The following is a 19,547-nucleotide window of genomic DNA, read 5'->3' as shown; positions in this document are numbered from 1 at the left end:
GTCCGGGCCCGGTCAGAAGCCGGGGGCTCCGGCGCGGTCGCCCGCCGCGGCGAGCCGGCCCCACAGCAGGTCGGCGAGGTGCTGCACCAACTGGGCGCGGGGGCAGGGGCGTTCGCGCAGCCACCAGTCCCCCGCCGCGTGCATCATGCCGACTATGCCGTGACCCCAGACCCGGGCGAGCTCGTCGCCGCCGGGGCCGAGGTCGACACGCGTACCGATCACTTCGGCGAGCTCCTCGCCGAGGCGGCGCAGCAACGGCGCGGAGTGCTGGCCGACGTCGAAGGAGTGCTCGCCGCCGGAGCTGTCCTCGGCCGGGTGCATCAGGAACCGGTAGACCTGCGGCCTGGCCTCGATGGCCGACAGGTAGGTGTCGAGGGTGGCTTCGACACGCTCACGGCGTTCGGTGGGTGCGTCCAGTGCCGCCCGCAGCGAGGCGAGCAGCGCGTCGGTGTGCCGTACGGCGAGTGCGCGGTAGAGGCCGCCCTTGTCGCCGAAGTGCCGGTACAGGATCGGTTTCGTGATGCCGGCCTCGGCCGCGATGGCGTTCATGGACGCACTGGGCCCCTCGCGCAGGACGACGCGGTCGGCCGCCTCCAGCAGCTCTCTTCGCCGCTTGTCGGCGGCGGCGCGCTGATCGTCCTGCTGAGTACCGCTGTGCTGTGTGGTTGTCCCCATGGAAATTTCTCCCCGCCCCTGTCCGTGCGTTGCCCCCGACGCAACGTAACACCCTGCTGACCGGCGACGAGGCGATGGCTGAGGGTTACGCGGGAGTTGACATTGCCTACTCGCGAGTAACAGACTGAGTATTACCGAAGGTAACAATCAGCCAGGGGTACCCAGTTGCCCGGGAGGGAACGGACATGGCCGACTCCGCATTCGCGCTCGACCTCAACGAGGAACAGAAGGAGGTGCGGGACTGGATCCACGGCTTCGCCGCCGACGTGATCCGCCCCGCCGCCGCCGAGTGGGACGAGCGCGAGGAGACTCCCTGGCCGATCATCCAGGAGGCCGCCAAGATCGGCCTGTACTCCCTCGACTTCTACGCGCAGCAGTACTTCGACCCCACCGGTCTCGGCATCGCGATGACCATGGAGGAGCTGTTCTGGGGCGACGCGGGCATCGGGCTGTCCATCGTCGGCACCGGCCTCGCCGCCGTCGGCGTGCTGGCCAACGGCACCGAGGAGCAGATCGGCACCTGGGTGCCGCAGATGTACGGCGACGCCAACGACGTGAAGGTGGCGGCCTTCTGCTCCTCCGAGCCCGACGCCGGCTCGGACGTCTCCGCGATGCGCACCCGTGCCGTCTACGACGAGGCCAAGGACGAGTGGGTGCTCAACGGCACCAAGACCTGGGCGACCAACGGCGGCATCGCCAACGTCCACGTCGTCGTCGCGGTCGTCGACCCGGAGCTGGGCTCCAAGGGCCACGCCTCGTTCATCGTCCCGCCGAACACGCCGGGGCTGTCCCAGGGGCAGAAGTTCAAGAAGCACGGCATCCGCGCCTCGCACACGGCCGAGGTCGTCCTGGAGGACGTCCGCATCCCCGGTCACTGCCTGCTGGGCGGCAAGGAGAAGCTCGACGAGCGCCTCGCGCGGGCGCGCGAGCGGGCCAGGAAGGGCGGCGAGCGTGTGAAGAACGCCGCCATGGCCACCTTCGAGGCCTCCCGCCCGGCCGTGGGCGCGCAGGCCGTGGGCATCGCCCGGGCTGCGTACGAGGTGGCGCTGGAGTACGCGAAGACGCGTATCCAGTTCGGCCGCCCGATCATCGACAACCAGGGGATCGCCTTCCAGCTCGCCGATATGCGTACGCAGATCGACGCGGCGCGTCTGCTCGTGTGGCGTGCCTCGTGGATGGGCGCGGCCGGCAAGAAGTTCGAGTCCGCGGAGGGCTCGATGTCCAAGCTGCACGCGGCCGAGACGGCGAAGTCGGTGACCGCGCAGGCCATGCAGATCCTCGGCGGCAACGGCTACACCCGCGAGTACCCGGTGGAGCGGATGCACCGGGACGCCGCGATCTACTCGATCTTCGAGGGCACCAGCGAGATCCAGCGCCTGGTCATCGCCCGCACGATCTCCGGCACCTCGATTCGCTGACCTCGCGCCCGTGGAGGGCGCAGCACCGTGGCGCGCGGGTCACGGCCGGGTGACGATGGATACCTGGCCGCGGCCCGGTCCGCGGTGGAAGGGGGTCGGGATGAACAGTGGACTGAAGTTCATGACGGTGTGCACCGTGATCGCGCTGATCGTGGCGACCGGTTACACGGTCACGGTGGGGGGCAACGGATGGATGTGGTTCGCATGGGTCGTGCTGGGTCTCGCCACGGGCGCAGCGGCCGTGACGACAAGTGAACGCTGACGGCTGACGGGAGCGGCGGCCGGACCGCCGCTCCCGCGTGACCGTGACAGGCCCCGGGGGCGGGAGAGTCCGCGCCCGGGGCCGCGTACACGCGGAGCCCTGATCCGGGGCTCAGGACCGCTTTCCCGCGAGGGCGGGCGCGATCTGCCCGCGGGATGAGCAGCCGAGCTTGCCCAGGATGTGCTCGACGTGCGCGTCGGCGGTGCGCTTGGAGATCACCAGCTGTTCGGCGATCTCCCGGTTGGACAGGCCGTGTCCGACCAGCTCCGCGACCTCGCGCTCGCGGCGGGTCAGGGCGTCGCACGGCTGCTGCTCGGCGTCGCCGTTCCTGTGGGTGTCGGGGCTGTCGCTGTCGGCCTGGGCGAGCTCGACGGCCGCGTGGACGGACAGCTTGGCTCCGCGGTGGCGCATCCGGTCGAATCGCCCCTCCCCCAGCGCCTCTTGGGCGGCGGCGCGCGCTCTGTCGTAGGTGTCGGCCAGGATCGCCGCGCCGAACAGACGGGCCGGCAGGTCCTCCCACAGTCGTTCGGCCGCGCCCATGAGCCAGGTGGCACGCGCGGGCCGGCCCTCGTCGACGGCCACCCAGGCGAGCATGGCGAGGCAGACAGCGACACCGTCCAGGTCGGCCATCCGGTACTTCTGCCGGACCGCCGCACGGGTGGCGGTTCCGGACGCGGCGAGGTCGCCGTCGTACCAGTGCGCGAGGCCTCTGGCCAGCAGAAGATAGCCGCGGGTCCAGCATTCGCCCGGCTCGTCCGCGAGGCAGGCCAGCGCTTCGTCCGCCGCGGCGAGCGCCTTCGGCCCGTTCCCGGCGACCGCCAGCGCCAGAGTGGCGTTCATCAGCGCCACGGCCAGGAACGACCGTTCGCCGAGGCTCCGGAGCCGGTTGCAGGCCGCCTCGAATCCGGCCATGGCGGCCGGTACGTCGCCGCACGCGAGGGCGCGCAGGGCGATGTACTGGTCGACGAGGGTCGACTTCAGCTCGTCGCCGAGGCGTTCGGCGATGGCGCGGGACTCCTGGAGGGCGGCCAGCGCCGCGGCGTGATCGCCTTGGCGCAGGGTGATCCGGCCCAGCTGACGCAGTGCTTCGGCCCGTTCCGAAACGGGCTCCGGGACCGGGCCCAGGCACCGGGTCAGCCAGTGCCGCCCCTCGGCGAACTGGGCGCCGAAGTACCAGTAGTGCCCGAGCGCGGCGGCGAGCGCCAGTGCTTCGCGCTCGCGCCCCGGTCGCGAGGCGAGGAAGTCGAGGGCGGCCCGTACGTTGGCGCGGTCGTGGTCCACCGCCAGCTGCAGGTCCAGCTGTTCGCTCGTGCACCAGTGGTCCTCGAGGCGTTCGGCGAGCGTCCGGTAGTGCGCCAAGTGCCGCTCCCGGCAGGCGGTTTCCTCGTCTTCCCCGGTGACATCGGCCTTCCCCAGCTCGGTGAGCCACTCGGCGCCGTACTCGCGGATGGTGTCGAGGAGCCGGTAGCGGTCGTCCTCGCCCTCGGGACCGTCGAGGCGGATGACGACGGACTTGTCGACGAGGCCGATGAGCGTCTCGACCACCTCGTACACGGGCAGCGCGCCGCCTCCGCACACTTGCTGCACGGCGGCCAGGTCGAAGGAGCCGGCGAAGACGGACAGCCGTGCCCACAGCAGCCGTTCGGTGTCCGTGCACAGCTCGTGGCTCCAGCCGATGGCCGTACGGAGAGTGTGGTGCCGTGGCAGGGCGGTGCGCCGGCCGCCGGTCAGTACCCGGAAGCGTTCCTCCAGCAGTGCGACCAACTGCTTGAGCCCGACGGCCCGCAGCCGTACGGTCGCCAGCTCGATCGCGAGCGGGATGCCGTCCAGGCGGCGGCACAGGGCCTCGACGTCGGGGCGGTTCCCGTCGTGGACGACGAAGCCGGGGACGACGACCGCGGCACGCTGCGCGAACAGTTCGACGGCGGTGTCCAGGGCCAGCGGCGGCACCGTGAAGACGTTCTCGCCCGGCACGTCGAGCGGCTGCCTGCTGGTGGCGAGCACGGTCACGCCGGGTGCCGCGCCGAGCAGCACATCGGTGAGCATCGCGCAGGCGTCGACGAGGTGCTCGCAGGTGTCCAGGATCAACAGGAGCCGCTTGTCCTGGAGATGGTCGACGAGCGCGTCCAGCGGTTCGTCGGCCGACTGCTGCGGAACGCGGAGCAGCGTGCACAGGACGCTCGGCAGCAGTTCGGGGTCGCGCAGGGAGGTCAGTTCGGCCACGCGGAGTCCGTCGGGGAAGTCCTCCTGGACGGCGGCTGCCGCGCGCAGGGCGATGCGTGTCTTGCCGACGCCGCCCGGACCCATGAGCGTCACCAGGCGTGCGTCGGCCAGCATGGCGCGCACCCGCGCGAGTTCGTCCGTACGGCCGACGAAGCCGGTCAGCTCCGCCGGAAGGCCGCCGCCACGCCGGCTGAACTCCACTGCCATGCCGCCCGCCCCACTCGCCGACTGTCAGGTCCCACACGGTACGCCGATCGCACCGGCCCGCACTGGAGAACGGAGGCCAACCACCCGATGGTGGCTGCCCTGTTGTCCCGCGCCGCTGCCCGCGCCGTGAGCCGTGGCCGGTGCGCGACGCGGGCCGGATGTGGCGCAGGACACGCGGCGAGACTGTCCGATCGGTCAGATCTGACCGATCGGACAGTTACTGTTGAGTCATGGGACGCACTCCTTCCGCGCTGCGCGGGAACATCCTGGAGGCGGCGCTGTCGCTCTTCGTCGTGCACGGCTACCGGGGCACTTCGCTGCACGACATCGCCTCCGAGGTGGGCTGCTCGAAGGCCTCGCTGCTGTACCACTTCGCGAGCAAGGACGCGATACTCACCGAGCTGCTGACGCCCGCGGGCGAGGGGCTGGCCGAACTCGACGCGCAGCTCGCCGGCCTGACGGGGGAACAGGCCGTCGAACCGGCCGTCACCGGCTACGTGGAGCTCGCGCTGCGGTTCCGCCGCGAGGTCAAGCTCCTCTTCGAGGACCTCCCCGAGATGCTCTGCAATCCCGCGCTCTCCAGCATTCCCGGCTTCACCGACCGGCTGCTGGCGTCACTCGCCGGCCACTCCGACGCACCCGAGAACAGGGTGGCCGCATGGATGGTGATCGGCGCCGTGTTCGTCACCAGCGCCGGTGACGTGGAGGTGGACGAGGAGACGCTGCGTACCCAGATGATCCGCAGCGCTCTGCGGACGCTCGACCACGATCCCCGCTGACTCCGACGGAGAGACACCTTCTGCCATGGCGATACTGCTGAACCGGCTCGGCCGGTTCTCCTTCCGCCGCCGCGGGCGCGTCGTCGCGCTCTGGCTCCTGCTGCTCGCCCTGCTGGGCGGTGCGGCAGCCGCCTTCAGCGGCCCGACCACCGACAAGTTCGAGATGCCGGGGACCGAGTCCCAACAGGCCATGGACTCCCTGAAGAAGGAGTTCCCCCAGGCCGGCGGCGCCACCGGCTCCATCGTGATCGCCGCACCGAAGAGTGAGCGGCTCACACCGGCCCAGGTGGCGCCCGTGGTCAAGGAGGCCGCGGGCGTGGACGGCGTCACCGCCGCCATGGACCCGTTCAAGGCCAAGTCCGTCTCCCCCGACGGCCGGTACGCCCTCGTCAACGTCCAGTTCGACAAGGGCGCCCAGGATCTGACGGACGCTCAGCGGAGCGACTTCGAGGACGCCGGCGCCGACGCGAAGGGCATCCAGGTCGAGCACGGCGGTGAGGTCATGACCGCCAAGGTGGAGGTCGGCTCCACTGAGGCCCTCGGCGTACTGGTGGCCGCCGTCGTCCTGGTCATCACCTTCGGCTCGCTCGTGGCCGCCGGCATGACGCTGCTCAACGCCCTGATCGGCGTCGGCGCGGGCATGGCCGGGCTGTACGCGCTGAGCAGTACGGTCGAACTCACCAGCACCGCGCCCATCCTGGCGCTCATGCTGGGCCTGGCCGTCGGCATCGACTACTCGCTCTTCATCACCTCCCGCTACCGGCAGTACATAGCCGACGGCATGGACGCCGACGAGGCCGCGGGACGCGCTGTCGGCACCGCCGGATCGGCCGTCGTCTTCGCCGGTGCCACCGTCGTGATCGCGCTGGCCGGACTCTCCGTCGTCGGCATCCCGTTCCTGACCGTCATGGGTCTGGCCGCGGCCGGCACCGTCGCCCTCGCCGTACTGGTGGCGCTCACCCTGCTGCCCGCGATCCTCGGATTCGCCGGGCGCCGCGTTCTGCCCCGCAAGCAGCGCAACGGCAAGCAGAGCGAGTCCTCCCGCGACGCGTTCGGCTTCCGCTGGGCCCGCGGCGTCCTGCGGATGCGCCTCCCCCTGCTGCTGGTCGGCGTCATCGGTCTGGGCGCGCTCGCCATGCCCGTGCAGGACATGCGGCTCGCGCTGCCCGACGCCGGTACCGCCGCCGCCGATTCACCGGCCCGCAAGGCGTACGACCTCACCAGCGAGGGCTTCGGGGAAGGCTTCAACGGCCGCCTCATGGCCGTGGTGCACGGCGACGACCCGCGGTCGACGGCCGCCGCGGCCAAGCAGACCGCGGCGCACATCAAGTCCACCGACGGCGTACTGGCCGTCGCCGCACCGCAGACCAACAAGCAGGGCACCACCACACTGCTGACGGTCATCCCCAAGGCGGGCCCCACCGCCGCCGCCACCGAGGACGCCGTCCACTCCATCCGCGACCACGTCGCGGACTCCAAGGGCGCGACGGTGTCCCTGACCGGCATGACCGCACTCGGCATCGACGTATCGGAACAGCTGGCCGACGCACTGCCCGTCTATCTGCTGCTGGTCGTCGGACTGTCGATCCTGCTGCTCATGCTGGTGTTCCGCTCCATCCTCGTGCCGCTCAAGGCGGCGCTGGGCTTCCTGCTCACCGTCGGCGCCACGTTCGGCATCACGGTCGCGGTGTTCCAACAGGGCCACCTCGCCGACCTGTTCGGCCTCGATACGTCCGGGCCGCTGGTCAGCTTCCTGCCGATCCTGCTCATCGGCATTCTCTTCGGCCTGGCCATGGACTACGAGGTCTTCCTCGTCTCCCGGATGCGGGAGGACTTCGTGCACGGCGCCGACGCCAAGCAGGCCACCATCAACGGCGTGGGGCACAACGGACGGGTGGTCACGGCCGCAGCCCTGATCATGACGTCCGTGTTCGGCGGCTTCGTGCTGATGGAGGACCCGATCATCAAGTCCATCGGGTTCGCACTCGCCGTGGGCGTGCTCGTAGACGCGTTCATCGTCCGCATGACGCTCGTCCCCGCGGTCATGTCCCTCCTCGGGCGCGCCGCCTGGTGGCTGCCTCGCCCCCTCGACCGGGCTCTCCCCGATCTCGACGTCGAGGGCGAGAAGCTGCGCGAGACCCCCGTTCCCGCGCAGCGCGAGAAGGAGGACGTCCGGGTCTGACGGCCTGACGACGTGACGCCCCGAGGGGCGCGGCACCGGCCCTACGGGGTCACCCCGGTGCCGCGCCCCTCTTCGTGTACGGCGGGGGCATCCTCAAAACCGTCGACGCACAGGCCGGCCCTTTCGCGGCGCTCTCCGTCGTACGCGATGAATCACCGCGCTGTGCCACTCTCCTGGACGGCCACAGCTCCTCGCGTCCGCCCCGGTCCGCTCATAAACTGCGGAAGATGTCGGAACTATCGGTCACGACCGGCAATTCTCCTGAAACACTTGTTTCTCCGGTCAATTCACACAACGAGTGGGATCCGCTGGAGGAGATCATCGTCGGGCGCCTCGACGGGGCGACGATCCCTTCCAGTCATCCTGTCGTGGCCTGCAATATCCCCCCGTGGGCGGCGCGCCTGCAGGGACTCGCTTCCGGATTCAAATATCCGCGGAAGATGATCGACCAGGCGCAGGAGGAACTCGACGCCTTCATCGCTCTCCTGCAGTCCCTCGGCGTCACGGTCCGGCGCCCGGACGCGGTCGAGCACGGGAAACGCTTCGGCACCCCGGACTGGTCCTCTCGCGGATTCTGCAACACCTGCCCGCGCGACAGCCTGCTCGTCATCGGCGACGAGGTCATCGAAACCCCGATGGCGTGGCCGTGCCGCTATTTCGAGACGCACTCCTACCGCGAAGTCCTCAAGGACTACTTCCGCCGCGGAGCCCGCTGGACGGCGGCACCGCGACCGCAGCTCACCGACGAACTCTTCGATCCGGATTTCCGGATCCCCGAGGACGGTGAGCCGATGCGCTACATCCTCACCGAGTTCGAGCCGGTATTCGACGCGGCGGATTTCGTCCGCGCGGGACGCGACCTGTTCGTGACGCGAAGCAACGTCACGAACGGGATGGGCATCGACTGGCTGCGCCGTCATCTCGGACCCGGCTACCGGATTCACGAGATCGAGAGCAGCTGCCGTACGCCGATGCACATCGACACCACGTTCCTCGTCCTCGCACCCGGCAAGGCGCTGGTCAATCCCGAATACGTCGACGTCGACCGGCTGCCCGACGTACTGAGTTCGTGGGACATCCTGGTCGCACCCGAACCCGACCCGATCGACGAGAACCTGCTGAAGCTCACTTCGATGTGCGGGAAATGGCTCAGCATGAACATCCTCATGGTCGACGAAAAGCGCGTCATCGCGGAACGGCACCACACCGGAATGCTGCGCGCTCTGGAGAGATGGGGATTCGAGCCCATCCCCTGCGATCTGCTGCACTACGCGCCGTTCGGCGGCTCGTTCCACTGCGCAACCCTCGACGTCCGCCGCCGCGGCACGCTCGAGTCCTACACGGACTGACGGGCCCTGCGACCGTCGGCCGTCGGCCGTTCCGCCCGCCCCGGCCCGTAGAATCGGGGGCCGATATCGGGTTCGTGACAGGTGGAGGTGTGCCGGATGCGGGAGTTCCAGCGGGGCGCGGTGCGGCTGCACATCCTGCACCACGCCGCCGAGGGTGAGATCCACGGCGCGTGGATGACCAGGGAACTGGCAGGCCACGGCTACGACATCAGTCCGGGCACGCTCTACCCGACGCTGCACCGGCTGGAGGAGGACGGGCTGCTGGTCTCCGGCCAGCAGGTCGTCGAGGGCCGGACACGCCGCGTCTACCGCGCGACCGAGGCCGGCCGGCAGGCCCTCGCCGAGGATCGCAAGGCGCTCGCCGAACTGGCCCGCGAAGTCCTCGGCGACGAGGCACCGTAGCGTCGCGCGTCGGCTTCGGCCGGCGCGGTCGGCTCACCCGCCGCGGCCACGCGGGCTCATCCCCGCGGGCTCATCCCTGCGGGGGTTCGAACAGCTCGACGGGGTTGCCCGACGGGTCGTCGAGGAGGATCTGGCGGCCGCCCCTGCCCTCCACGATGTCGTTGCGGAACGCCGCACCGGCGGCGCGCAGAGCGGCGACGGTGGTGTCCAGGTCGGTCACATGGAGCTGGATGCGGTTCCAGCCGCCGGGCTCCGGGCGGCGGCCGTCGGGCATCGGCTGGGCAGCGCCACCCGGGCCGGTGGGCGCGGAGAGCAGCAGCCCCAGTTCGCCCCGGGCGAGGACGGCGAACTGGGGCGCGGGCCGGCGTTCGAGGGTGAAGCCGAGGTGGGTGGTGTAGAAGGCGACTGCGGCGTCAACGTCGTCGACGATGTAGCGCACGGATACGGAACTCATGGTCGTGCTCCTCAAGTTGAGGGCTTGTCGGTATCCCCCGTGGTGGGACCGTCGGGAGTACGGCGGCCTGCCGTGGCCCGGCGCACTCCGTACGCCGCCGCCCCGAGCGCGAGGACCAGCGCGCCCCAGCTCACCGAGGCGGGCGGCAGGGTGAAGGCCAGGGCCAGGCAGCCGGCCAGGCCGAGGGCAGGTACGGCCGTGCGGTGTACGGTCCGGCGCGGCTGACTCTCGTCCGAAGTGAGCGTCAGCGCCGAGGCGTTGGCGATCGCGTAGTAGACCAGCACTCCGAAGGACGAGAAGCCGATGGCCCCGCGTACGTCCGCCGTCGCGGCGAGCACCGCCACCACGGCGCCCACGAGGAGCTCGGCCCGGTGGGGCACCTTGCGCGTCGGGTGGACCGCGGCGAGGGGGCGCGGCAGGTGCCGGTCGCGGGCCATCGCGAGGGTGGTGCGGGACACGCCGAGGATGAGCGCGAGCAGCGAGCCGAGGGCTGCGGCCGCCGCGCCGACGCGTACGACCGGAGCGAGCCAGCCGACGCCCGCGGCACGTACCGCGTCCGTCAACGGGGCGGTGGCGGCGGCCAGTTCGCCGGGGCCCAGCACCGACAGGACGGCGAGGGCGACGGCGGCGTAGACCACCAGGGTGATGCCGAGCGCGAGGGGAATGGCCCGCGGGATCGTACGGGCCGGATCGCGTACCTCCTCGCCGAGAGTGGCGATGCGCGCGTACCCGGCGAAGGCGAAGAACAGCAGGCCCGCGGCCTGGAACACCCCGCCGGCCGTCGCGTCGGCGCCGATGTCCAGACGGGCGGACCCGGCCGCTCCGGAGGTCAGCCCCGCGACCACCACCGCGGCGAGCACCGCCAGGACCACTGCCACGATCACGCGGGTCAGCCACGCGGACTTGTGCACTCCCGCGTAGTTCACGGCAGTCAGCGCCACGACCGCGGCAACGGCCACGGCATGCGCCTGACTTGGCCATGCGTACGCGCCGACGGTGAGGGCCATCGCCGCGCAGGACGCGGTCTTGCCGACGACGAAGGCCCATCCGGCGAGGTATCCCCAGAAGGGGCCGAGCCGCTCGCGGCCGTAGACGTACGTACCGCCGGAGGCCGGATAGCGGGCGGCGAGCCGGGCCGAGGAGCTGGCGTTGCAGTACGCCACCACCGCGGCGAGGGCCAGACCGAGCAGCAGCCCGGAGCCGGCCGCGCGGGCGGCGGGCGCCAGCGCGGCGAAGACCCCCGCGCCGATCATCGCTCCCAGGCCGATGACCACGGCATCCGGCAGCCCCAGGCGCCGTTGCAGCTCGTCCGGCAGCCCTGCTGTGGTCGACGGTTTGCTCATGGCCCGCTCCTTGGGTGGCACAGCACCAGTTTACGGCTCCCGATATCGGCTGTCGATACTCGTATGGGGAGCCGGGCCGGCGTGTACGTACGGATCAGGCTCAAGGGCGCGGGGCGGACTCGCAGTTGACCCACCGGGCGGTGGGCCGGCCGGCAGGTCAGCGGGCGAGCCGCGGGAAGAGCGCTTCGGCGTTGCCGCGGTCGATGGCGTGGGCCTGGCCGGGGGCGAAGTCCGGATAGGTCTCCAGGTAGTGGTTGTAGTAGCTGCCGGCCTCCTCGGGGGCGAACGGCCAGTCGCTGCCGTAGAGGACGTGGCCCGGCTCGGCGAAGGCCAGCAGGGCGGGCAGTGCGCTGGGGCTGGCGGACAGCGCGGTGTCGAAGTAGAAGCGCTTCAGGTCCCGCAGCACGTCGTCGGCCGTGCGGCCGGGGTCCACGGCGATGGAGGTGAGGCCGGAGAAGCGGTAGGCCGCGTACGGGAGGAAGCCGCCGCCGTGGGAGAGGATCACGCGTACGTTCGGGTACCGGGCCGGCACACCGTTGAGCACCATGTTCAGGGCGGTGCGGGTGGTGTCGAAGATGTAGTCGGCGAGCGGGGCCGGGGTGCCGGGGAGCAGCTCCATCGGGGGCTGGGCCGGGTGGACGAAGACGTTGGCGCCGCGGTGGTCGAGTTCGGCCCACAGCGGCTCGAAGGCGGGATCGCCGAGGTAGCGGCCGCGGGCGTTGGACATCAGCACCACACCGTCGGCGCCCAGGACGTCCAGCGCGTGGACGGCTTCCTCCAGGGCCGCGTCGACGTCGGGCAGCGGAACGCTCGCGAAGTGGCCGAAGCGGTCGGGCCGGTCCTTGACGATCTCCGCGCCGTACTCGTTGACCGCGCGGGCCAGGGTGCGGGCCTCTCTGTCGTCGCCGAGGTGGACGCCGGGTGCGGTGACCGAGAGGACGCCTGCGGCAATCTCCTGACGGTCCATCATCGCGAGGGCGCCGTCCGGGTTCCAGGCCGGGATGGCCCAGCCGCCGGAGTCGAGGCCCCGCGCGGCGAGGGTCTCGGCCCAGGCCGGCGGAACGATGTGCTGGTGGACGTCGATGCGTGCGGGTTCCATGGTGCTTTGCCTCCTAGTCGTTAGCTTGCTAACGAGATTCATTTAGTAAGCTAACAACCATGCGAGACACGAGCAAGCCCTCCCCCGGCAGGCGCTCGGCCGATGCGGGCGACGAGGGCGTCGAGGACCTGGCGCAGGCCGCCGACCGGCTCTTCTACGCGATGCGCCGCTCCCGGGCCGCGACCGTCGGCCAGACCGGCGGCGGACTCTCCCAGTCCCAACTGGCCCTGCTCGAACCGCTGTCGGGCGAGGACGAGGAGACCGGACTTGCCGTCGGCAAGCTCGCCGCGTCCGCCGAGGTGAGCGTGCCGACCGCCACCCGCATGCTCAAGCAGCTCGAAGCGAACGGCGTGGTCACCCGACGGCGCTCGTCCGAGGACGAACGCCAGGTGCTGATCCGGCTCACCCCCGACGGCGCGGAACGCCTCGCGGCCATGCGCGGCGAGCTGCGCCGGCGTCAGGTCCGTACGCTGGCGCAGTTCACGCCCCGTGAACGCCGGGACCTCACCGCGCAGTTGCAACGACTCACCGAGGCCATCGCCAACTCGGCGCAGGCGGACGAGGACTGAGCGACTCTTCCGCCGCGACCCCGCATAATGAGATGCACGCCCGATGGGCAAGGCCTTGCCTCCGTGAGCCCGGTACCACCGTGGCGTGGAATACCCGCGCAGCGGTGCGGGCAGCGTGGAAGGGCAGCTCTGGGCAGGCTGTACATGTCACTTCCACCGCCACCGAGGACCCGATGGCCTTCTTCGCACTCTCCGAACACCACCGTCTGAAGCTGCTGTCCGTCACCGAACTCGCCGGGGACCACGAGGAGCTTCACACCGAGAGGCTGCAACTGCAGCAAGCCGTCACCTCGCACGCCGTCATCGACCAGGCCATCGGCGTGGTCGTCGCCCTGGGACAGATCCCGCCCGAGGAGTCATGGCGCGTCCTCCAGGACGTCTCCCAGCGCACCAACACCAAGGTCCGCACCGTCGCGGAGAACATCCTCCTCTTCGCCCAGGGCGGCACCCTCCCCGAGCCCGAACGCATCGAACTCGACCGCGCCATCGCCCGCTACCGCGCCTGCACTTCGTGCCCGGAGTGAGCGGCCGTCAGACTGCGTGGTCCGGGATTCGCGCTTCGTGGTCTGGGTTTCGCGCTTCGTGGGCTGGGGTTCGCGCGGCCTTGGGTGGCGCGTCGGGCAGGTTCGACGGGTGTCAGTCGTTTGTCAGCCGTCGTCGGCGATGAAGTCCGTTATCGCGGCGGCGACAGCTTCGGGCTGCTCGTCGGGGATGAAGTGGCCGGCACCGGGCACGACGACTCGGGTGGTGTTCTCGGCCCATGGACCGAGGGAGGCGGCCATGTCCGGAACGGAGCCGTGGCTGCTGGAGATTCCGAGGACCGGCACGGTCAGGCGCCGCGAGTTGAGCGCCTCGCGGTTCTTGCGCGCCGACTCCGCGGCGTCCCGGTAGTACGCGAGGGAAGCACGCAGGCCGCCGTCGGCGGCGACGGCCGCCGCGTAGTGGTCGAGCTCGGCGTCGTCGAACGTGCCGGGAGACAGGGCCTTCACCTTCAGGAACCAGCCCACGTACTCGCGTTCGCGGCCGGCAAGCAGCGCCTCGGGCAGGTCGGGCACCATGTGGAACGCGAAATGCCAGGTTTTCCACGCTCGTTCCGGGTCGGTGGGAATCGCCTCCGGGAGAGTGACACCGGGAATTCCGGCGTCGAGCAGAGCGACCCCGCGCAGGTGGCTCTCGAAGTTGAGGGCGAGGGAGAAAGCGACCCAGGCGCCGATGTCGTGGGCGACCAGGGAGTAAGCCGACACTCCGAGAGCCTTCACGGCGGCGTGCACGTGCGCGGCGACCGTGTGCGTGTCGTAGCCGCGCTCCGGACGCTCGGAGTGGCCCTGACCCGGCAGGTCGATCGCGATGACGCGGAACCGGTGGGTGAGGCCGGGCATCACCTTCCGCCAGGCCCACCAGGTCTGCGGGAATCCGGCGAGCAGGACGACAGTCGGGCCGCCCGGCCGTCCGCCTTCGACGGCATGAAGGCGGACGCCGTCCGCGTCGACCCAGCGGTGGGTGAATCCGGCCAGATCCTGCAGCGGCAGGTCGCGGATGGGGTTGCTTTCGCAAGCATGCGGAGTGCTGATCACGCTCGAAGGCTACACATCTTGAACCGATCAGTCCAAGATGGAATCGGCTGACCGACCGGGAGCCGAGACCTTCGCCGCACACGCGGCGGCTGTGAACCAGCGCTCGCCGTCATGAGCAGGCAACGCACGACGGATCTTCAACCTCTGACCGCGGCGCGGAAATGAGAACACTGCCCGCCCCCACCGACCGGTAACGCCCTCGGGGCCGGCCGGTGAGGGCTTCGCTGTGCCTGCGGAACTGACGTGCCGGCGGGGCGGCGTACGCCGATGTGATGCCGGGGTACGCCGCCCTGGGGTGGGTCGTGGGCTTCAGCCGACCGGACCTGCTGCTTCGGATCGCGATTGAACTGCGCCATCGACCAGTAGCAGCCGAGCGCGATCAGGCCACGTACCCCTTCGCTGCCGGTGTCCCGGTTCTGCGCGGGGAAGAGAGATCCCATGGGAAGAAACGACATGCCGGACAATGATCCGCAGGGCGGGGCGGATTCGACCCGCCGCTACTACGACAGCGCGGACGTCGATGCCTTCTACGACGCGGTCTGGGGCGGCGAGGACATTCACATCGGCATCTACACCGAGCCCTGCGAAGACATCGCCGCAGCATCACAGCGCACCGTCACCCACACCTCCGACAAGGTCGCGGACCTGCTCGGCCCCCGGTCCAGGGTCCTGGACCTGGGCTCCGGGTACGGCGGGTCGGCCCGCGCCCTGGCCGGGCGCTTCGGCTGCCGCGTCGAGGCGCTGGACCTGAGCGAGGCCCACAACCAGCGCCACCGGGCGGCCAACGCCCGGCGCGGCCTCGACGCGCTCATCGACGTCACCACCGGCACCCTGGACGAACTGCCCTACCCGTCCGGCCACTTCGACGTCGTGTGGTCCCTGGAAGTGCTCTGCCACGCCCCGGACCGCAAACGCGCCCTGGAGGAGGCCCTGCGGGTGCTGCGGCCGGGCGGCGCGCTGGTCTTCTCCGACATCATGGCCGACGAAGACGCCCCGGTACCCGCAATCCAGCCCGCGATCCAACGCCTGGGCGTCGCGGACCTCGCCACCCCCTCCTACTACCGCGAACACCTGCGTACGCACGGGGGCGTCGCCTCTGTGGACTTCGAGGACCGCACCGCGGACATCGCCACCCACTACGCACGTCTGGAGGAGGACGTGCGGCAGCGTACGGCGGAGCTGCGCGGTGTGATCAGCCCGGCCTATGTGGAGGGCCTGCTGGCCAACCTGCCGCTGTGGAAGGACATCACCGCAAGGGGTCTGCTGCGCTGGGGAATCTTCCACGTACGCACCGCCTCGGCGCCGTCGCGGGACTGACTCGCCCGCGGCCTGGACGGGCGGGGGAAGAGGCACTGGCGCGGAGGGCGGCCACTACGGCGTCCTCTGCCCGGCGGAGGTCTTGAGGGGAGTGCGGACAGGCTGTTGACGGGCCTGTCGTGTGGCCTGCTGGCGGTGGCGGTAGAGGACGTACCAGCCGCCGAGCAGGGCGCAGCACAGCGCCGGGATCCACAGTGCGTGCAGGGCGGCCGCGCTGGCGCCGTGGGCGCCGGCGAGGCCGCCGGCGGCGAACGTCACCAAGGTGGTGGCCAGCAGTACGCCCTTCCACACCTGGCCGTTGCGGTAGCCGCGGCTTCCGAGCAGCACGCCGAGGTCGGTCAGGGTTCCGGTCATGTGGCTGGTGCGCAGCACCATGCCGCGGTAGTTGGAGAACATCCCGTTCTGCAGCCCGCACGCACCGGCGGCCAGGACCATCGCGACCATCAGGTTCTCCCTCTCGGTGGCCACCAGCGGGGACACGCACAGCAGGGCGGCCTCAATCAGCAGGGCGACTCCGTAGCGGCGGCCGATCGTCCGGGTGTGGCGGCCGAGCAGGGCGCCGGCCGCGATCGCACCGACGAAGAAGGCGAACAGGATCGTGCCCAGACTCGCCAGTCCACTGAGATCGCCGCCGGCCACGTCCATGCTGGCCTCGGACAGCGAGCCCGTCACATGGCTGACGGGGAGGGTCAAGGAGGTGAGGAACACCGAGTTCACAAATCCGGCGACCGCGGCCAGCAGTGCGGCGGCGATCACCACGAACCGCTTCAGGCGGGCATCGTCGGGTGTAGTCATGTAGCGCGTGGCTCCCTGTTGGCTTTCGGGGGGCGGATCATCAACAGGGCGACGGTGACCTGCGTACCTCCTCAGCCTTACCGAATGAGGTGAAACGCGGATGAATGCGCAGCAGCAGAGTCTTTAGAACTCCTGACCTGGCCGTGGCGGACTCACGCCGGACGCCGCCGCGGCGGGGCATGAGCGGGAAGGCGTGTCCCTGCACGTCGGTGCTGCCCTCGTGGCCGCTCCGCTGGTGATGGTCGCCACAGTCGCAGACGTAGGACGCAGATGCCCCCGGCTCCGCCGGAACACCGGACCCACGTGGTTCGGTACTATTCCGCGTTCCACTCAGGGAGACGCACAGAGAACTCCCGGCCCCGACGGTCCCCCATCTCCTGCATCTTCCCGCTGGGATACTCAATCGTGTAGCCGGCAGATGCGATTCGGTTCCGGTAGAGGACTTGGAAACGCTCCGTCGCCCTGCCGCTCCGCAAGGAGCCGAGCACCTCCACCAGAAGGTCGACGACCCCGTCTTCTTCTGGATCGAGAGCCACCTTGATGTCCACGCCCGTGCGGACACACAGGAAGTCCTCAAAGTCTTGAACGAGGATCGTGGAACCACGCTCCACGGGGATCAACACGCAGGTCGAGTCATCAACTTGAGAGAAGAGAACCTTGTCTTCTTCTTCGAAGGACTGGATGGCCTGCACGATGCCGGGTCGCATCTTCTGCACCTACCGCTCTGCTTGCATGGGTTCTTGACGGCCTTGCCGGCCTGCCAGTGCCGCGACTTCGAGGGACCTCCTGTCGCTTCATCCAGCGGCACGATCTTCTCGAACTCGCCCGGCGTCCGCTCCATCGCCCGCCGCAGGCCCACCGCCGTCCCCTCCCCTGGGACGACGACGGCCGTCACTCGCCGCTATGTCGAACGTGTTCGTCCGGGCGGCCGACCGTGAAGGCGTCCTACTCGGGCTTGTCGAGGACCAGTGCGGTGTACAGCGTGGCCTTTGGGAGCGTCCAGTGGGCGCGGAACACTTCCCGGATACGGCGCCACTCCTCTTCTCCGAACTCGCGCAGGCCGGGCCGGAACAGGCACAGCGCCGCTCTGCCTGCCCGCGTACCGGTGAGGCGGGCGATGACCAGGCCGAGGCCGATGCAGCGGCGCAGTGCGGGACCGGTCCAGTCCACCGTCCGCCGTACGGTGAAGCCGGTCGCGGTGGCGGAGGCCACGTAACGCTCCAGCGGCTCGTAGTCGTCGAACCGCCACGCCCGGCGCACGAGTCCCTGAGGGTCGAGTGCGTCGATGGCGTCCGGGCTGGTGCCTGCCGGCCAGGTCGTGTCGGCCAGGACCAGGCGCCCTCCTGGACGCAGCACCCGGTAGCTCTCGGCCAGGAAGGCGCGCCGCCCCTCGGCACCGAAGTGGAAGGCGGCTTCCAGGCAGTGCACACGGTCGAAGCTGCCCTCCTCCAGCGTGGTGCCGCCCGTCTGCGGGGGAAGTGCCGTGACGTCCGCGACGGCGAAGGTGGTGCCGGCCTGTTGTCCGAAGCGGTACGGGCCTGGTCGGCCTGTTCCGGGGAGAGGTCCACGCCGATGGCCGTGCAGCCCCGCCTCGGCGAGGCGGGCGGTGGTGTAGCCGCGGCCGCAGCAGGCGTCGAGAACCCGGTGCCCGGGGGCGGCGTTCAACAGTCCCAGGGAACGGTGGGCGAGGCGGCGTTGGAAGAATCCCAGCCCTCCCAGGAGTGCGGGCAGTGTCGGCCATGAGAAGTAACCGGTACTGACCAATTCACCCCAGCCCACGCGCCGCAGGAAATGCAGAAGAATATTCGAATCAGTGTATGCGTGGGCGAGTTCGGCGGCGCGGGGCGGATCTGGGGCGACGAGCGACATTTGATGTTCCCTCACATGTTTCCCAGCCGGGGGCCGTTTCCTGTGTACCCTGGCCAGCACCGTGGAAAGGAATTGCCAGCGACTCGGCTTTTGTGGGGGTGCGATCCGTTGTTGACTCTGGCCGCACGCGTATTCCGGCCCGCATTGGGCCGGTTGTGTTCCCGGTCCGGCGCTCACGAGGCGAGCACCAGCCCCGCCATCTACGTGACCAACCATCCTTCGCTCTCGGACATCGTCGTGCTGCTCGCGGCGATGCACCGAAGAGGACTGGAGCCGGTGGTCGTGGGGACGGAAACCTGGTGGCGCGTTCCCCTGTTGTCCACGATCCTGCGGCGTGAGGCGCACATTCCGGTGCCCCGGCGGGCTTTGCTGGGCGGAAGCGCACTCCGTCCGGCACTTCAGGCCCTGCGTGAGGGCCGCAGCGTGCTCCTGTACCCCGAGGGGCGCGTCAGTCGTGTGCCCGACGTTCGGGATGCCGAGCCTCCGCCAGCCTCAGTCAGGCCGGGAGCCGCGTGGCTGGCCCTCGCAGCCGATGTGCCCCTCGTACCCGTCGGCGTCGTCGGGGTGCCCCGCATCATTCCGGGGATGGGATTCGCACAGTGGGGAACGTGGGTGCGGGACAGCATGCGCCGCCCCCTGATGCATGTGCATATCGGTCAACCCCAGTGCACGTCGGGGCCGTTGCCCACCGCGCACCGTCACCTCCAGGAAGTCCTCACGGAATGGTGGGAGGAGACCGTGGCAGCAGCGCCGCAGTGCAGGTACCGCAAGCGTCCCGGCGGCGCCCGAATCCCCTGCCGCTCCGGCAGGAAGCCCCGGCCCCGCCGGAACTGGTGAACGCCGCGCTCCGGCCGCGCCGAGCCACAGCCCCGATGGCGCCCAACGACCGGACGGGCGTCGTCACGCCGGCTGATCGCGTCGCGTCGGTGGCAGCGCGGGCGACGACGGGGGGGCGAGGTCGCGCCGGCCCGTCTGGATCGCCTGGTGGGCAGGCGCTGCCGGTAGCGGAGACCGTATCTCTGTTGGCGTC

General features: G+C 70.3%; 19 protein-coding genes. 10 read left to right on the top strand and 9 right to left on the bottom strand.

Annotated elements, in window-relative coordinates; genetic code table 11:
- Positions 1–12: 12 nt before the first annotated feature.
- Positions 13–675, bottom strand: coding sequence for a TetR/AcrR family transcriptional regulator (locus AC3AGO_RS33670; protein WP_487824079.1), 663 nt, complete (start codon positions 673–675; stop codon positions 13–15).
- 185 nt (positions 676–860) lie between these two features.
- Here AC3AGO_RS33670 and AC3AGO_RS33665 point away from each other — a divergent pair, with 185 nt between their 5' ends.
- Together AC3AGO_RS33665 and AC3AGO_RS33660 are read left to right on the top strand one after the other, a co-directional pair.
- The gene (locus tag AC3AGO_RS33665) at positions 861–2,093 is read left to right on the top strand and encodes an acyl-CoA dehydrogenase family protein (RefSeq protein ID WP_487824078.1); all 1,233 of its coding nucleotides are present in this window, start codon (positions 861–863) and stop codon (positions 2,091–2,093) included.
- 100 nt (positions 2,094–2,193) lie between these two features.
- Positions 2,194–2,355: a hypothetical protein gene (locus AC3AGO_RS33660; RefSeq protein ID WP_487824077.1), complete on the top strand. Its 162-nt coding sequence runs from the start codon at positions 2,194–2,196 to the stop codon at positions 2,353–2,355.
- Positions 2,356–2,466: 111 nt separating this feature from the next.
- Here the strand turns inward: AC3AGO_RS33660 and AC3AGO_RS33655 are convergent, their stop codons facing one another.
- Positions 2,467–4,785 carry an ATP-binding protein gene (locus AC3AGO_RS33655; protein ID WP_487824076.1) on the bottom strand — a complete coding sequence of 773 codons (2,319 nt, stop codon included), beginning with the start codon at positions 4,783–4,785 and terminating at the stop codon, positions 2,467–2,469.
- Between the two features lie 230 nt (positions 4,786–5,015).
- On the opposite strand from AC3AGO_RS33655, the gene AC3AGO_RS33650 reads away from it, so the two are divergent.
- The 4 genes from AC3AGO_RS33650 (at position 5,016) to AC3AGO_RS33635 (ending at position 9,497) form a co-directional block, all read left to right on the top strand.
- Positions 5,016–5,564, top strand: coding sequence for a TetR/AcrR family transcriptional regulator (locus tag AC3AGO_RS33650; protein WP_487824075.1), 549 nt, complete (start codon positions 5,016–5,018; stop codon positions 5,562–5,564).
- Positions 5,565–5,589: 25 nt separating this feature from the next.
- Positions 5,590–7,746 carry an MMPL family transporter gene (locus AC3AGO_RS33645; protein WP_487824074.1) on the top strand — a complete coding sequence of 719 codons (2,157 nt, stop codon included), beginning with the start codon at positions 5,590–5,592 and terminating at the stop codon, positions 7,744–7,746.
- A gap of 227 nt (positions 7,747–7,973) precedes the next feature.
- Positions 7,974–9,095, top strand: a complete 1,122-nt coding sequence (locus tag AC3AGO_RS33640) for an amidinotransferase (protein WP_487824073.1) — start codon at positions 7,974–7,976, stop codon at positions 9,093–9,095.
- Between the two features lie 96 nt (positions 9,096–9,191).
- Positions 9,192–9,497 carry an Rv3488 family transcriptional regulator gene (locus tag AC3AGO_RS33635; protein ID WP_487824072.1) on the top strand — a complete coding sequence of 102 codons (306 nt, stop codon included), beginning with the start codon at positions 9,192–9,194 and terminating at the stop codon, positions 9,495–9,497.
- 70 nt (positions 9,498–9,567) lie between these two features.
- Here AC3AGO_RS33635 and AC3AGO_RS33630 read toward each other — a convergent pair whose 3' ends face one another.
- The 3 genes from AC3AGO_RS33630 to AC3AGO_RS33620 all read right to left on the bottom strand — a co-directional run bounded on the left by AC3AGO_RS33630 (position 9,568) and on the right by AC3AGO_RS33620 (position 12,393).
- The gene (locus AC3AGO_RS33630; RefSeq protein ID WP_487824071.1) at positions 9,568–9,951 is read right to left on the bottom strand and encodes a VOC family protein; all 384 of its coding nucleotides are present in this window, start codon (positions 9,949–9,951) and stop codon (positions 9,568–9,570) included.
- An 11-nt stretch (positions 9,952–9,962) separates the two neighbouring features.
- On the bottom strand, positions 9,963–11,294 hold the full coding sequence (locus AC3AGO_RS33625; RefSeq protein ID WP_487824070.1) for an APC family permease: 1,332 nt from the start codon (positions 11,292–11,294) through the stop codon (positions 9,963–9,965).
- A gap of 157 nt (positions 11,295–11,451) precedes the next feature.
- Entirely contained in the window at positions 11,452–12,393 is a 942-nt protein-coding gene (locus AC3AGO_RS33620; protein WP_487824069.1) for an amidohydrolase family protein, read from the bottom strand.
- A gap of 59 nt (positions 12,394–12,452) precedes the next feature.
- Between AC3AGO_RS33620 and AC3AGO_RS33615 the strand changes: the two genes are divergently transcribed.
- Both AC3AGO_RS33615 and AC3AGO_RS33610 read left to right on the top strand, forming a co-directional pair.
- Complete coding sequence (locus AC3AGO_RS33615; RefSeq protein WP_487824068.1) at positions 12,453–12,962, top strand: MarR family winged helix-turn-helix transcriptional regulator; 510 nt, start codon at positions 12,453–12,455, stop codon at positions 12,960–12,962.
- A gap of 173 nt (positions 12,963–13,135) precedes the next feature.
- The gene (locus AC3AGO_RS33610; protein ID WP_487824067.1) at positions 13,136–13,486 is read left to right on the top strand and encodes an ANTAR domain-containing protein; all 351 of its coding nucleotides are present in this window, start codon (positions 13,136–13,138) and stop codon (positions 13,484–13,486) included.
- A gap of 123 nt (positions 13,487–13,609) precedes the next feature.
- Here the strand turns inward: AC3AGO_RS33610 and AC3AGO_RS33605 are convergent, their stop codons facing one another.
- On the bottom strand, positions 13,610–14,536 hold the full coding sequence (locus AC3AGO_RS33605) for an alpha/beta fold hydrolase (RefSeq protein WP_487824066.1): 927 nt from the start codon (positions 14,534–14,536) through the stop codon (positions 13,610–13,612).
- 438 nt (positions 14,537–14,974) lie between these two features.
- Between AC3AGO_RS33605 and AC3AGO_RS33600 the strand changes: the two genes are divergently transcribed.
- A complete protein-coding gene (locus AC3AGO_RS33600; protein WP_487824065.1) occupies positions 14,975–15,853 on the top strand; it encodes an SAM-dependent methyltransferase in 879 nt (292 codons plus the stop codon).
- 54 nt (positions 15,854–15,907) lie between these two features.
- Here the strand turns inward: AC3AGO_RS33600 and AC3AGO_RS33595 are convergent, their stop codons facing one another.
- The 3 genes from AC3AGO_RS33595 to AC3AGO_RS33585 form a co-directional block, all read right to left on the bottom strand.
- Positions 15,908–16,648: a YoaK family protein gene (locus AC3AGO_RS33595; protein ID WP_487824064.1), complete on the bottom strand. Its 741-nt coding sequence runs from the start codon at positions 16,646–16,648 to the stop codon at positions 15,908–15,910.
- A 314-nt stretch (positions 16,649–16,962) separates the two neighbouring features.
- Positions 16,963–17,364: a hypothetical protein gene (locus AC3AGO_RS33590; RefSeq protein ID WP_487824063.1), complete on the bottom strand. Its 402-nt coding sequence runs from the start codon at positions 17,362–17,364 to the stop codon at positions 16,963–16,965.
- Between the two features lie 229 nt (positions 17,365–17,593).
- A complete protein-coding gene (locus AC3AGO_RS33585) occupies positions 17,594–18,313 on the bottom strand; it encodes a methyltransferase domain-containing protein (RefSeq protein WP_487824062.1) in 720 nt (239 codons plus the stop codon).
- 126 nt (positions 18,314–18,439) lie between these two features.
- Between AC3AGO_RS33585 and AC3AGO_RS33580 the strand changes: the two genes are divergently transcribed.
- Complete coding sequence (locus tag AC3AGO_RS33580; protein WP_487824061.1) at positions 18,440–19,354, top strand: lysophospholipid acyltransferase family protein; 915 nt, start codon at positions 18,440–18,442, stop codon at positions 19,352–19,354.
- Positions 19,355–19,547 lie beyond the last annotated feature (193 nt).

The sequence above is a fragment of the Streptomyces sp. BL1 genome, assembly GCF_057628045.1.
Note: the sequence above shows the minus strand (reverse complement) of the source record. Positions and strands in the feature narration are given on the sequence as shown.